We start from the raw sequence: 13,065 nt of genomic DNA on the forward strand, positions 1-13,065 counted from the left end.
CAGACAATCCTCGGGCAGGAAGGATATCCGCATGGCATTGAAGGCCAAGGGCCTGTCGAAGGCCTTCGTCTGGGCGCTGATGGGGCTTCTGTTCCTCGGCCTCATCGGCTTCGGCGCGACCAACCTCTCGGGCACCGTGCGCAGTGTCGGCAGCGTCGGCGACGAGGACATCCCGGTCGACGCCTATTCCCGCGCGCTGCAGAACCGTATCTCGCAGATGCAGCAGCAGAGCGGCCAGCCGGTGACCCTGGCGCAGCTTCAGGCCGCCGGCATAGACCGACAGATCCTCGGCCAGCTCGTGCGCGAAACAGCGCTCGACTGGGAGGCCGGCCGCATCGGCATATCGGCGGGCGATTCCGTGCTCGCCGAGGAACTCGCGCGCATCGGCGCGTTCCAGGGGCCCGACGGGTCGTTCGACCGCGACGCCTACAGCTTTGCGCTGCAGAATGCCGGACTGACCGAATCCGAGTTCGAGGAGGACCTGCGCGACGAGGTCGCCCGCTCCGTGCTGCAGGCCGCCGTGTCGCAGGGCAATCGCCTGCCCGACGCCTATACCGACACGATCGTCGCCTTCGCCGCCGAGACGCGCGATTTCACCTGGGCGATCCTCGACCGCGCCGATCTCGAGACCGACATCGCCGAACCGTCCGAGGACGACCTGCAGGCGTGGTACGACGCGAACGTCGACAGCTATACCCGCCCCGAGACGAAGCGCATGACCTATGCCTGGCTCACGCCCGACATGATCGCCGAGGAGGTCGAGGTGTCAGAGGCGCGCCTGCGCGAGGCCTACGAGGAGCGCGAGTCGGAGTTCAACCTGCCCGAGCGCCGGATGGTCGAACGGCTCGTGTTTTCGTCCGAAGACGCCGCGGAGGACGCCGCCGCGCGCCTGGCCTCCGGCGAGACCGATTTCGAGAGCCTCGTCGCCGCGCGCGGGCTGGCGCTCGCCGATATCGACATGGGTGTTGTCACCGAGGATCAGCTCGACGACGCGGCCGCCGAGGCGGTGTTCGACACTGCCACCGGTGAGGTCGCGGGCCCTGCGCCCTCTCCGCTCGGTCCCGCGCTCTACCGCGTCAACGCCCAGCTCTCGGCGCAGTCCACGCCCTTCGAGGAGGCCGTGCCGGCGCTGCGCGACTCGCTGGTGCTCGACGAGGCGCGCCGGGTGATCGATTCCCAGATCGAGGATCTGGACAATCGTCTCGCCGGCGGCGCCACGCTCGAGGATCTCGCGGCCGAGACCGACATGCAGTTGGGCGAGATCGACTACGCCGGCCAGAACGGCGACGGCATCGCCGGCTATCCGGCCTTCGCCGAACTGGCCGACGACCTGACGCCGAACGACTATCCCGAGATCGCCGAAACCGGCGACGGCGGCATCTTTGCCGCCCGCGTCGACGAGGTGCTCCCCGAGGCGCCGCGCCCGTTCGACGAGGTGCGCGACCGCGTGCGCACCGGATGGGAACGCGCGCAGGTGACCGAGGCGCTGTCCGAGCGCGCCGAGCGGCTCGCCGGGGAGCTGCGTGACGGCGCGGGGTTCGAGGCTGCGGGCCTCGAGCCGACCACGCTCGAGGCGGTGGGCCGCTCGACCCCGCTCGACGCCCTGCCCTCCGGCGCGGTGGAACGGATCTTCGAACTGGAGGAAGGTGAGGTCGCGATCATCCGCGGCCAGGGCCGCGTCGCACTGGTGCGTCTCGACGCCGTCGTTCCGGCCGATCTCGAAAGCCCCGAGGCGCAGCAGATCGTGGAGCGCCTGCGCCAGCAGGCATCGGGCGACATCGCCGCCGATCTCGTGCAGGCGCTGACCGCCGACATCCAGACGCGGGCCGGCGTCCAGATCGACCAGCAGGCGCTGAACGCCGTCCACAGCCAGATGCAGTGAACCTGCGGGTGGCGTACCGGCGCCGCCCGTCCCCGCACATCGGGACATGAAAAAGCCGCCGCGCGAGGTTTCGTCTCGCGCGGCGGCTTTGGTTTGTGAGGTCAGATGTAGTCGGCGCGCTGCAGGCCGTACTTGGCCATCTTCTCGTTCAGCGTCCGGCGCGGCAGGCAGAGTTCTTCCATCACCGAAGAGATCGAGCCCTTGTGCCGCCGCATCGTGTTGTCGATGAGCATCCGCTCGAACGCCTCCACGTATTCCTTCAGCGGCTTGCCCTCGGTGGTCATCACCGGGCGCATTTCCTCGTGGTCGTTCATCAGCAGCGACGCGATCGTGCCGGTGCCGCGGCGCGACTGCAGCGTCGCGCGCTCGGCGAGGTTGATGAGCTGCCGCACGTTCCCGGGCCACGGCGCCTGCAGTAGCTGCGCCGCCTCCTGCGCCGACACTTCCGGTGCGTCGCAGCCATACTCGTCGGCGTATTGCTCGGACAGCCGCGTGAAGAGCGTCAGGATGTCCTCGCCCCGCTGGCGGAGTGGCGGCACGGTAATCCGCAACGCTGCCAGCCGATAGAACAGGTCCGACCGCAGCGCCGTCTCGCAGGTCTTGCCCTCGTCCTGCAGGTTGCAGATCGCGACGATGCGCGTCTCGGGCGGATTGCCCTGCTCGTTGATGATCGATTGCAGGCGCGCCTGCGCATGGTCCGACAGCGCCTCGATATCCTCGAGCACCAGCGTGCCGCCGCGTGCGTCCTCGATCGCCGGAAGCTGCGTGTCGCCGTCCTCCATCGGGCCGAACAGCCGCTTCAGCAGCGTGGCTTCGTCCATCGCGGCGCAGGGCAGCAGCACGAACTTCTTGCCCGCACGGCTGCCCACCGCGTGAAGCGCGTGCGCCACGAGGGTCTTGCCCGTCCCGGTCTCGCCGTCGATCAGCACGTGACCGTCGGCCTGGCCGAGATCGAGGATATCCTCGCGCAGCCGTTCCATCGCCGGCGACGAGCCGATCAGCTTCTGCATGATCTGCGTGCCGTCGGACAGTTCGCGCCGCAGTTGCCGGTTGTCGAGCGTCAGCCGCCGCGCGGCCGTCGCCTTCTTCGCCAGCTCCGACATGCGGTCGGGATTGAACGGCTTTTCCAGGAAGTCGAAGGCGCCGATGCGCATCGCCTCCACCGCCATCGGCACGTCGCCGTGCCCGGTGATCATGATGACCGGCAGCGCGCTGTCGACCCCCATGAGCTTTTTCAGGAAGGCGATCCCGTCCATGCCGGGCATCTTGATGTCGGAGATGACGATGCCGGGATAATCCGTGCCGAGGCTCGACAGCGCCTCCTCGGCGCTCGCGAAGCTTTCGGTGTCGTATCCCGACAGGGCCAGCCACTGGCTGATCGACTGGCGCATGTCCTTTTCGTCATCGACGATCGCAATCTTCATGGCCTTGGCCATCGCGTTTCACTCCGCGGCTTGTTGGTCTTGTTCCCTCAGGATCGGCAGCTGCATCTCGAAAACCGCCCCGCCCCCTTCCGCGTTCCGCGCAGTGAGGCGACCGCCGAGGTCGGCGACGATCCCGGAGGAGATGGCGAGGCCGAGGCCGGTGCCGTCTCCGGGTTGCTTGGTGGTGTAGAACGGCTCGAACAGCGCATCGAGATCCTCGATCCCGTGGCCGTTGTCGCGAACCGACAGGGTCGCTGTCTCGCCCTCGGCCAGCAGCACTTCGATTTCGGGATTGCGCACGCCCTTCGTCGCGTCGAGCGCGTTGCGCAGAAGGTTCACGAGCACCTGCTCGATGCGCACCCGGTCGCCCAGCACACGGACGGGATGCTCGGGCGCGATCCGGCTGATGCGGACCTTTCGGCTCTTGAGTTGCGGCTCCATCATCGACAGGGCAGACCCCAGCGCCTCGCCCATGTCCACCGGGCTCAGCCGGTCGGCGCCCTTGCGTGCATAGGACTTGAGTTGCCGGGTGATCGCCCCCATGCGCTCGATCAGGTCGTCGATGCGATGGAACGCGGTCTGCGCCTCTTCGGGCCGGTTCCGCCGCAGCAGAAGGCGCGCACCGGCCAGGTAGGTCTTCATCGCCGCGAGCGGCTGGTTCAGCTCGTGGCTCACCGCTGCCGACATCTCGCCGAGCGCGGCGAGCTTCGAGCTCTGCTCGAGCGTCTGCTCGGCGACGGCGAGGTTCTCCTGCACGCGCTCGCGCTCCGCGATCTCGCGCTGGAGCCGCACGTTCAGCCGCCGCAGCTCCGCGCTCTCGCGCTGGAACAGCGCCATGCGCAGCGCGGTCTTGCGGCTGAGCGCGTAGAACGCCAGTGCCGCCAGCAGCGCGAAGACCATGATCTCGAGCGCCAGGACCGCGTTCACGCGCTCGCGCACGCTCGCATAGGTCGTGAAGGACGAGATCGACCAGCCCCGGAATGCCAGGTTGCTGTCGACGCGCATCACAGCTTCGCCGCGCAGGTAGGCATCGGCCGACACCGCGGTCCAGTCCGCCGTGGCCTGGATCGCGCGTTCGATCGCGGTGTCCGGCGGCTGCCGCTCGAGCGCCTCGGCCACTTGCAGTCCGCGCCAGCGTGGTTCGGTGGCGAGGATGATCTGTCCCTCGCTGTTCGTCACAAGAACCGCGTCGGTGACGCCCGACCACGCCCGTTCGAACTTGCCGAGGTCGAGCTCGACGAGGATCACGCCGAGGATCGTGCCGCCCGCCGACACGCGGCTCGAGTAGTAGAAACTGAAATCGCCGGTCTCGCGCTGGCGCGTGGTGAACACCTTGGCGTTGGAACGCAGCGCGTCCACGAAATACGGCGCCTGCCGGTGGTTCTCGCCCAGCCGGTTGCGGTCGGTCGCCGCGACGGTCCGCCCGTCGCGATCGAGAAGCATCAGCGACGCCCCGCCGATCTGCTCCGCGTAGAACATCAGCCGCTGCGAACTCTGCACGAACTCGTCGGCCTGCAGCGCATTGATCAGCGTCTGATCGAGGGCCAGAAGCTCCGGCACGATGGCGTTCCGCCGGATCTCGGCCAGCAGGTTGCCGGAATAGAGCGCGAGCCGCAGCTCGGCGCGGTTGCGCGTCGTTTCGGTGAATCGCTGGGTCAGCAGGTGGTTCGTCACCCACACGGTCGCGACCGCCGCCGCGAAGAGCACCAGCAGCGCGGCCCTGACCCGCCAGCTCAGCGGGCCCGGCCCCGCCTGCTCGTCGCTCGTGTCTTCAGCGTCCGACATGCACAGATGCTACGCGGCGCCCGGCACGCTCACAAGTCAAGCGGGATCCATCGCGGCGGTCAGATGGGCGAAAAGCCGCTGCCCGTCGGTCCCGCCATGCCCCCTGTCCGCGGCGCGCTCGGGATGCGGCATCATTCCCAGCACGCGCCGGTTCTCCGACAGGATCCCGGCGATGTCGCGCACCGACCCGTTGGGATTGTCGCCGTAGCGGAACGCGACACGGTCCTCGCCCTCCAGCCGGTCGAGCGTGCCGGCATCCGCGATGTAGTTGCCGTCGTGATGCGCGATCGGCACGTCGATCCGCTCGCCCGCGGCGTAGCCGGCGGTGAACACGCTGTCGGCGGTCCCGACGGTCAGCGGCACGGTCCGGCAGATGTATTTCAGACCCGCGTTGCGCAGCAGAGCGCCCGGCAGAAGCCCGGTCTCGGTCAGGATCTGGAAACCGTTGCACACCCCGAGGACGTAGCCGCCGCGCTCGGCATGGCGGATGACGGCGCCGATCACCGGCGATGTCGCGGCGATCGCGCCGCAGCGCAGGTAGTCGCCGTAGGAGAACCCGCCCGGTACGCCCACGAGGTCGGTACCCTCGGGAAGCGCGGTATCCTTGTGCCAGACCATCGTGGTCTCGATGCCGGCGGCCTCGAGCGCGACGGCGAGGTCGCGGTCGCAGTTGGAGCCCGGGAAGACGATGACGGCCGCGCGCATCACAGGGTCTCGATCCGGTAGCTTTCGATCACCGTGTTCGCGAGAAGCCGCTCGCACATCTCGGCGATCCGCGCCTCCGACGTTCCATCGGCGAGGTCGAGCTCGATCACCTTGCCCTGCCGCACGCCGTCGACGCCGTCGAACCCCATCGCCCCGAGCGCGTGGCGCACCGCCTCGCCCTGCGGGTCGAGCACACCGTCCTTCAGCATCACGTGCACCCGTGCCTTCATGCTTCGTCTCCTTCGATCCGGCGCGGGCCGCGGACCGGGGCGGCATCCCTCGCCGCCGCCGTCACGTGCGACCCGGCCCCCGCGTCTTCTTGGCTGAAGTGGTCAGTACCCGGACGTTGCCGCCGGTCTTTCGCTTTCAATTGATCAGCGTGGGCTTCGTGATCGGCGCGGCGTTCTTGGGCATCACGCCAAGACGACGCGCCACTTCGGTATAGGCATCGGCCAGGTCGCCCAGGTCGCGGCGGAACACGTCCTTGTCGAGCTTCTGGCCGGTCTCGGCATCCCACAGCCGACAGCTGTCGGGCGAGATCTCGTCAGCCACGATCAGGCGCTGGAAATCGCCGTCGAAGACCCGCCCGATCTCGATCTTGAAATCCACGAGCCGGATGCCGACCGCGATCATCACGCCGGACAGGAAATCGTTGACCCGGAGCGCGAGGCTCAGGATGTCGTCCATGTCCTGCTGGCTGGCCCAGCCGAACGCGGCGATGTGTTCCTCGGTGACCAACGGATCGCCGAGCTTGTCGTCCTTGTAGTAGTATTCGACGATCGGGCGCGGCAACGCGGAGCCTTCCTCGAGCCCGAGCCGCTTGGCCAGCGAGCCCGCCGCGACGTTGCGCACGACCACCTCGAGCGGGATGATCTCGCACGAGCGCACCAGCTGCTCGCGCATGTTCAGTCGCCGGATGAAGTGGGTCGGGATGCCGACGTTGTTCAGCCCGGTCATGAAGAACTCGGACAGGCGGTTGTTCAGCACGCCCTTGCCGTCGATCACGTCACGTTTCTCGGCGTTGAAGGCGGTGGCGTCGTCCTTGAAGTACTGGACGATCGTCCCGGGCTCCGGGCCCTCGTAGAGAATCTTCGCCTTGCCTTCGTAGATCTTCTTGCGACGCGCCATGACGGCCCTTTCGATGATGGGTTGCAACAGGCATGCCCCCGCACGCGTCCCTTTAGTCCAAGCCCCGTGCACTCGCAAGCGGCGTAGGCCGCGCATGACTTGCGCCGGACGCGGCAGAGCGGCATACCCGGAACGGGATCCAACAGGCCAGGACCGGGACAATGAGTACCTTCGACGATCGCGAAAGCGCCTTCGAGAACAAGTTTGCCCATGACGAGGAGATGAAGTTCCGCGCAGAGGCGCGTCGCAACAAGCTGCTCGGGCTGTGGGCCGCGGAGAAGCTCGGCCTTTCGGGCGCCGACGCCGACGCCTACGCCAAGGAAGTGGTGAAGGCCGATTTCGAGGAGGCCGGCCACGAGGACGTCGTGCGCAAGGTCGCGGGCGATCTCGGCGACAAGTCGTCGCCGGACGAGATCCGCGCGCGGATGGCCGAGTGCCTGCTCGAGGCCAAGAAGCAGCTCACCGAGGAACACTGAGCCGGCGGCGGCGCGCGACCGGGGAGCCTACGCGCCCCGGCCCCGCCCAGCCTATCGGGGGCGGCGGCAGACCTAAGACCTTTCGGCAAGTGACCAGGGCGCGCGAAGTCGATAGCGTTCGAGGACCGCAAGACGTCACGACCCAGCCCCGGACCCACCGATGACCCGGACCGCCGAAGCGCAGATCTCCACCGTGCCGACCTCGGCGCTCGTCGTCGACGACCATCCGCTGTTTTGCGATGCGCTGACGCTCACGCTCAATTCCATCGCCGACTTCGAACGGATCGAGACAGCCGGCACGCTCGAGGCCGCGCTGGCGGTTCTGCAGTCGGACCCGGTCGATTTCGTCGTGCTCGACCTCAACCTGCCGGACGTGAACGGGCTCGACGGGCTGGTGCGGCTGCGCCGGGCCGCGCCACGCGCCGCGATCCTGGTCGCCTCGTCGATGGCCGACAACCGCATGATCTGCCAGGCGCTGAAGGCCGGGGCCAACGGCTTCGTGCCCAAGCACTCCCAGCGCGGCGTCTTCCGCCGCGCGTTCGAGGCCGTGGTCGCGGGCCAGTCCTTCGTGCCCGAAAGCTACATCGATCCCGAGGGCGGCGCCGACGGGTCGGACACGCTCGCGCGCCTCGCGACGCTCACCAACCAGCAGGCCCGCATCCTCGCACTGATCTGCGAGGGCAAGCTCAACAAGCAGATCGCCTACGAACTTTCTATTGCCGAGACCACGGTCAAGGCGCACGTGACCGCGATCATGCGCAAGCTCGGCGTCCAGAGCCGGACGCAAGCGGTGCTGATCGCAAACGACGCCAGCTTCGCGCGGGTCTTGCCAACCGAAGAATGACACGCCTATCCTGCATCCCAGCTTTTGGGAGGAAAGGCGACATATTGGACGGAGGCCGGCACGGCGGTGCGCCGGGGGCCGATGCCGTGGACGAGATCCTGCGCGTGGCGCAGGCCTCGGCGTCAGCCCCCAGCCCTCTTGACGATGTGGTCCGTGGACTGGGTCCGGGACCGTTCGCGCTCGTGTGCCTCTTCGTGTCGCCCGACGCCGATTTCGTCGCCCTTTCGGCGGACGCGCCTGCCCGCTTCGGCGACGCCGACGTCATCGCCTGCACCACGGCCGGTGAGATCGGGCGCGACGGCTACGAAGACGGCCAGATCATCGCCATCGCCTTCCCGTCCGACCTCTTCGCCGTCGACACCTACACGGTCGAGGGACTCGACACGCTCGACGAAAGCCGCATCACGGACGAGCTGATCCAGAGGCGCATCGCGCTGGCCAATGCGGCCGCGCCCGAGATGGAATCCGAGTTCGCCTTCCTGCTCGTCGACGGTCTGTCGATGCGCGAGGAATACCTCGCTGCGATGCTGTCTCGGGGGCTGGGCTCGATGCCGCTCTTCGGCGGATCGGCCGGCGACGGAGAGCGCTTCGGCGCGACGTGGCTGATGCGGAACGGCCGCGTCCTGCGGAACGCCGCGCTGGTGTCGCTCGTCCGCTCGCGATGCCCGGTGCGGGTCTTCACGCTCGATCACCTGACCCCCACCGCGACGCGGATGGTCGTGACCGCCGCCGACCCGGCGCGCCGCGTGGTGCGTGAGATCAACGCCGAACCGGCCGCGCGCGAATACGCGCGCCTTCTGGGCAAGGATCCAGCACAGCTCGATCCCTTCACGTTCGCGGCCTATCCCGTCGCCGTGCGCCTTGGCGACACGCACCATGTGCGCGCCATCCGGCAGGTGGGCGACAACGAAGAGCTCGTCTTCTTCTCGGCGATCGAGGAAGGCATGGTGCTGACCCTCGCCCATCCCGAGGACATGGCCGAGCATCTGGACCGCAGCCTTGCGGCGCTGGCCGAAGAGCGGGCCCCCGCGCACGTCCTTGCCTGCGATTGCATCCTGCGCAGGATCGCCGCCGGTCAGAGCCAGCAGACCCGCGCGATCAGCCGCATCCTCGCCCTGCACAACGTCAGCGGCTTCTCCACCTACGGAGAGCAATACGGCGGGCTGCACGTCAACCAGACCCTGACAGGCGTCGCCATCTATCCGCCGGAGCGATGAGCCGATGTCGCTGATCGATCCCGCCGATACGCTCGAGCGTCAGAACGACAAGCTGGTCAAGATCGCCGAGGCGCTCATGCGCCGCGTCGAGCACCAGATCGCGGAGGAAGGCGCCGCCTACGCCCAATTCGAGCGCGCCGCGCTCCTCGAGCAGCGGGTGCGAGAGCGCACGCGCGAGCTCGAGCGCACGCTCGACCTGCTGCACCAGTCCAACGCGCAGCTCGCACAGGCGACGAACGAGGCCGAAGCCGCGCGCCGCAACCTCGCCGACGCGATCGGCACGCTGAGCGAGGGGTTCGCGCTGTTCGATCCCGACGAGCGGATGGTGATGTGCAACGCCCGCTTCTGCCGCGACTTCCGCGATGCGGCGCTGGACCTGTCGCCCGGCCTCGCCTTCACCGAGTACGTGCGCCAGATCAGCCGGTCGCGCGCGCTCGCCCTGCCCCCGGGCACCGATCCGGAGACCTGGGCGCAGGAGCGTCTGCAGCGGCACCGCGACCGGCACGTCATGTTCAACGTCGAACTGACCGGCAATCGCTGGCTGCAGGTGTCCGAGCACCGCACCGCGAACGGCGGGACCGTGGTCGTCCAGACCGACGTCACCGATATCGTTCAGATCGAACGGCAGGAACGCGCCCGCCTCAAGGACAGCCAGGCGCGGATGATCCGCGCCACGCTCGACCACCTGAACCAGGGCGTCGCGATCTTCGACGATGGCGGGCGCCTGGTGGGCTGGAACCGCAAGGTCGGCGCGCTGCTGTCCGTCTCTGCGCGCTACCTGCGGATCGGCGCGGGCTTTGACACCCTGCTCGGGCGCCTGTCGACCGACTTCCGCTTCTCCAGCGCCGCGACCCGCGCTGATTTTGCCCGCTGGGCGGCCGAGCGCGGCCGCGCCGGTCCGATCCGCTTCGAGGTGCGGCGTGGCTCCGGTCAGATCCTCGACGTGTTCGGCCAGGGCATTCCCGACGGCGGTTTCGTGGTGTCCGTCACCGACGTCACGCAGGAGCGCGAGGCGGCGGAACGGCTCGCCGATCTGAACGAGGCGCTCGAAAGCCGGGTCATGGAACGCACGCTCGATCTCGAGGATGCGCTGGCCACCGCCGAGCGCGCCAACGCGTCCAAGAACCGCTTCGTCGCGGCGGCCTCGCACGACCTCCTCCAGCCCCTGTCGGCGGCCAAGCTCTTCATCTCCGCGCTGTCCGACCGGCTCGAGACGCTGCGCGACCGCGAGACGCTGGCCAAGGCCGAAAGCGCGCTCACCTCCGCCGAGGGGCTCATCGAGGCCCTTCTCGACATCTCGAAACTCGAAAGCGACCGGCTCAGCTTCGACATCCGCCCCATCGCGCTCGAGGAATTGCTGGCCCCGCTCCGCGACGAGATGGAGGTCCTGGCCGACCGCAAGGGCCTCGGTCTGACCATCGTGCCCTCCAGCCTGTGGGTCGAGAGCGATCCCACCTACCTGCGCCGGGTCGTGCAGAACCTGATATCGAACGCCGTGCGCTACACGCAGACCGGCCGCGTCCTCGTCGGCGCGCGCCGCGCGGCAGGCTGTGCCCGGATCGAGGTCTGGGACACCGGCCCCGGCATCGCCGAGGCCGACCAGAGCGCGATCTTCGAGGAGTTCCGCCGCCTCGATTCGCGCGCCAGCCGCAACGACGGGCTCGGGCTCGGCCTCGCCATCGTGGAGCGGGCCTGCGCGCGTCTCGGGCATCCGGTCGGCCTGCACTCCGAGGTCGGGCGCGGCTCGTGCTTCATGGTCTCGGTGCCGGTCGCAGGCGCCGATGCCAGCCCCCGGGTGGTGCGCGGCCGACCGGTCCGACCGGCCGGCCTGTCGGAATCGGGGCTCATCGTCCTGCTCGTGGAAAACGACGCCGAGTTGCGGCGCGCGCTCACGCAGCTCGTCGAAAGCTGGGGCGTCAGCGTGATCGAGGCCGCCGACGCGGTCGGCGCCATCGGGCTGCTGGAGGATCTCGAGCTCGTGCCGGATGCGGCGCTTCTCGATCAGCAGCTGGGCGACGGCGCGAGCGGCACCGAGCTCTACCGCCAGATCCGCAACCGCTGGGGCGTGGTGCCCACCGCGATCATCACCGCCGACCGGTCCGAAAGCGTCCGGCGCGACTGCGCCAATCTCGGGCTTCTGCGCCTGCTGAAGCCGATCGATGGCGCCGCGCTCGGCGAGTTTCTGAAGGAAGCGGCGGCGCCGCCGGTCTGACGCCGCGCAGCCCCAAGCCCGCCAGCCGTCAGCGCGCGATCACGATATCGGCGCAGAGCCCGCCCAGCCGCTCGCTGTCGCCCAGCCGCAGAACGCCGCCATGTGCCCGCGCGATGTCCGCCGCGATGGCAAGGCCGAGGCCCACGCCGCTGCCGCGATCCTGGTTGCGCGCCGGATCCAGCCGCATGAACGGGCGCATCGCATCCTCGCGCCGGTCGGCGGCGATCCCGGGGCCGTCATCCTCGATCCGGATCCGAAGCGAACGTTCGGACAGGCGGACGCTCGCCTCGCAGCGCGTGCCGTAGCGCACCGCATTCCCGATCAGGTTCTCGACCGCGCGCCGGATCGCCACCGGCTTCAGCGGCACCTCGCCCGTGCCCTCGACCCGGCCGAGCGCGACCGCGTGCCCCGCGCGGGCCGCATCCTCCACCGCGGCGCGCACCAGCGCGGCGGGGTCCGTCGGCTCCGCCTGCCCGCTCTCGGCGTTGTCCCGGGCGAAGTCGAGGAACGCGTCGACGAGCTTCTGCATGTCGTCCACGTCGCGCAGCAGCGGCTCGGCTTCCGCGTCGTCCAGCATCGACAGCCCCAATCGAAGCCGGGTCAGCGGCGTGCGCAGGTCGTGGCTCACGCCCGAGAGCATCAGCGTGCGCTGCTCGATCTGGCGCTCGATCCGGGCGCGCATGTCGACGAAGGCCGCGCCGGCCGCCCGCACCTCGACCGCGCCCGACGGCGCATAGGGCTCGTGCCGGCCGCGGCCGAACGCCTCCGCCGCCCGGGCAAGCCGGGTGATCGGGCGCAGCTGGTTGCGCAGGTAGAGATACGCGATCGCCGTCATCAGGATCCCGAAGACCAGCATGTTGACCAGAAGCTGGTGCGGATTCGACGCCGACACCCGGTCCCGCGCGAAGGCAAAGCGCGTGATCCCCTCTTCGCGGCGCACGTAGATCACCGCTTCCTGGTCGCTCGGGAGGATCACCCGCTCGAGCCCCGGGATGCGCGCGCGCAGTTCCCGGATGACGACCGCCCCGGCGAAATCCCACCAGCGGCGGAAGTCCTCGTCGGGCAGATCCGCCGCCGCCACCGCTTCGGCGTCGAGGTCGAGCATCCCGCTCAACCACGGCGCGTCCGCCGCCAGCGTCGCGTTGACCTGCTGCGAAAGCTGCCCGGTCAGCTGTTCCGTCACCCCCTCGAAATGGCGCTGGATGAACACCACCGACACCACGAGCTGCAGCGTTACCACCGGCAGCACCAGGATGAGGAAGGCCCGGGCATAGATGCCGCGAGGCACGTAGTGTTTGAGCCATCGAAACCACATGCGCTAGGTCTAGGGCCAAGCGCGTCCGGGGGAAACGCCCGGCCGGCCAGTTTTGCGCGATTGCCGGGGCACCCAGT

11 protein-coding genes are annotated in these 13,065 nt (G+C 69.0%); 5 read left to right on the plus strand and 6 right to left on the minus strand.

Annotated features, from left to right (window positions below; translation table 11 throughout):
- Positions 1–31: 31 nt before the first annotated feature.
- Positions 32–1,882, plus strand: a complete 1,851-nt coding sequence (locus tag ROJ8625_RS08120) for a peptidyl-prolyl cis-trans isomerase (protein ID WP_085791397.1) — start codon at positions 32–34, stop codon at positions 1,880–1,882.
- A gap of 101 nt (positions 1,883–1,983) precedes the next feature.
- Here ROJ8625_RS08120 and ROJ8625_RS08125 read toward each other — a convergent pair whose 3' ends face one another.
- The 5 genes from ROJ8625_RS08125 to purC form a co-directional block, all read right to left on the minus strand.
- A complete protein-coding gene (locus ROJ8625_RS08125; RefSeq protein ID WP_085791398.1) occupies positions 1,984–3,318 on the minus strand; it encodes a sigma-54-dependent transcriptional regulator in 1,335 nt (444 codons plus the stop codon).
- Between the two features lie 6 nt (positions 3,319–3,324).
- Positions 3,325–5,091, minus strand: a complete 1,767-nt coding sequence (locus ROJ8625_RS08130) for a sensor histidine kinase (RefSeq protein ID WP_085791399.1) — start codon at positions 5,089–5,091, stop codon at positions 3,325–3,327.
- A gap of 36 nt (positions 5,092–5,127) precedes the next feature.
- Positions 5,128–5,796 (minus strand): phosphoribosylformylglycinamidine synthase subunit PurQ, encoded by a 669-nt coding sequence (gene purQ / locus ROJ8625_RS08135; protein WP_085791400.1) that lies wholly within the window; start codon positions 5,794–5,796, stop codon positions 5,128–5,130.
- On the minus strand, positions 5,796–6,026 hold the full coding sequence (purS, locus tag ROJ8625_RS08140; protein WP_085791401.1) for a phosphoribosylformylglycinamidine synthase subunit PurS: 231 nt from the start codon (positions 6,024–6,026) through the stop codon (positions 5,796–5,798). The genes purQ and purS overlap by 1 nt, the downstream gene beginning before the upstream one ends.
- A gap of 136 nt (positions 6,027–6,162) precedes the next feature.
- Complete coding sequence (gene purC, locus ROJ8625_RS08145) at positions 6,163–6,924, minus strand: phosphoribosylaminoimidazolesuccinocarboxamide synthase (protein WP_085791885.1); 762 nt, start codon at positions 6,922–6,924, stop codon at positions 6,163–6,165.
- A gap of 161 nt (positions 6,925–7,085) precedes the next feature.
- On the opposite strand from purC, the gene ROJ8625_RS08150 reads away from it, so the two are divergent.
- The 4 genes from ROJ8625_RS08150 to ROJ8625_RS08165 all read left to right on the plus strand — a co-directional run bounded on the left by ROJ8625_RS08150 (position 7,086) and on the right by ROJ8625_RS08165 (position 11,673).
- The gene (locus tag ROJ8625_RS08150) at positions 7,086–7,400 is read left to right on the plus strand and encodes a DUF1476 domain-containing protein (RefSeq protein ID WP_085791402.1); all 315 of its coding nucleotides are present in this window, start codon (positions 7,086–7,088) and stop codon (positions 7,398–7,400) included.
- 160 nt (positions 7,401–7,560) lie between these two features.
- Positions 7,561–8,244, plus strand: coding sequence for a response regulator transcription factor (locus tag ROJ8625_RS08155; protein WP_085791403.1), 684 nt, complete (start codon positions 7,561–7,563; stop codon positions 8,242–8,244).
- Positions 8,245–8,288: 44 nt separating this feature from the next.
- Entirely contained in the window at positions 8,289–9,461 is a 1,173-nt protein-coding gene (locus ROJ8625_RS08160; protein ID WP_234984213.1) for an FIST N-terminal domain-containing protein, read from the plus strand.
- Positions 9,462–9,465: 4 nt separating this feature from the next.
- On the plus strand, positions 9,466–11,673 hold the full coding sequence (locus tag ROJ8625_RS08165) for a hybrid sensor histidine kinase/response regulator (RefSeq protein WP_085791405.1): 2,208 nt from the start codon (positions 9,466–9,468) through the stop codon (positions 11,671–11,673).
- Positions 11,674–11,701: 28 nt separating this feature from the next.
- On the opposite strand, the gene ROJ8625_RS08170 is transcribed toward ROJ8625_RS08165, so the two are convergent.
- On the minus strand, positions 11,702–12,988 hold the full coding sequence (locus ROJ8625_RS08170) for an ATP-binding protein (RefSeq protein WP_085791406.1): 1,287 nt from the start codon (positions 12,986–12,988) through the stop codon (positions 11,702–11,704).
- Positions 12,989–13,065: the final 77 nt, after the last annotated feature.

The sequence above is a fragment of the Roseivivax jejudonensis genome (assembly GCF_900172265.1).
GTDB classification, from domain to species: domain Bacteria; phylum Pseudomonadota; class Alphaproteobacteria; order Rhodobacterales; family Rhodobacteraceae; genus Roseivivax; species Roseivivax jejudonensis.

Bases quoted from the DNA above. Each gene is read 5' to 3' on its own strand.
- ROJ8625_RS08120 (WP_085791397.1), top strand. From the start codon at position 32: ATGGCATTGAAGGCCAAGGGCCTGTCGAAGGCCTTCGTCTGGGCGCTG.
- ROJ8625_RS08125 (WP_085791398.1), bottom strand. From the start codon at position 3,318: ATGGCCAAGGCCATGAAGATTGCGATCGTCGATGACGAAAAGGACATG.
- ROJ8625_RS08130 (WP_085791399.1), bottom strand. From the start codon at position 5,091: ATGTCGGACGCTGAAGACACGAGCGACGAGCAGGCGGGGCCGGGCCCG.
- purQ (WP_085791400.1), bottom strand. From the start codon at position 5,796: ATGCGCGCGGCCGTCATCGTCTTCCCGGGCTCCAACTGCGACCGCGAC.
- purS (WP_085791401.1), bottom strand. From the start codon at position 6,026: ATGAAGGCACGGGTGCACGTGATGCTGAAGGACGGTGTGCTCGACCCG.
- purC (WP_085791885.1), bottom strand. From the start codon at position 6,924: ATGGCGCGTCGCAAGAAGATCTACGAAGGCAAGGCGAAGATTCTCTAC.
- ROJ8625_RS08150 (WP_085791402.1), top strand. From the start codon at position 7,086: ATGAGTACCTTCGACGATCGCGAAAGCGCCTTCGAGAACAAGTTTGCC.
- ROJ8625_RS08155 (WP_085791403.1), top strand. From the start codon at position 7,561: ATGACCCGGACCGCCGAAGCGCAGATCTCCACCGTGCCGACCTCGGCG.
- ROJ8625_RS08165 (WP_085791405.1), top strand. From the start codon at position 9,466: ATGTCGCTGATCGATCCCGCCGATACGCTCGAGCGTCAGAACGACAAG.
- ROJ8625_RS08170 (WP_085791406.1), bottom strand. From the start codon at position 12,988: ATGTGGTTTCGATGGCTCAAACACTACGTGCCTCGCGGCATCTATGCC.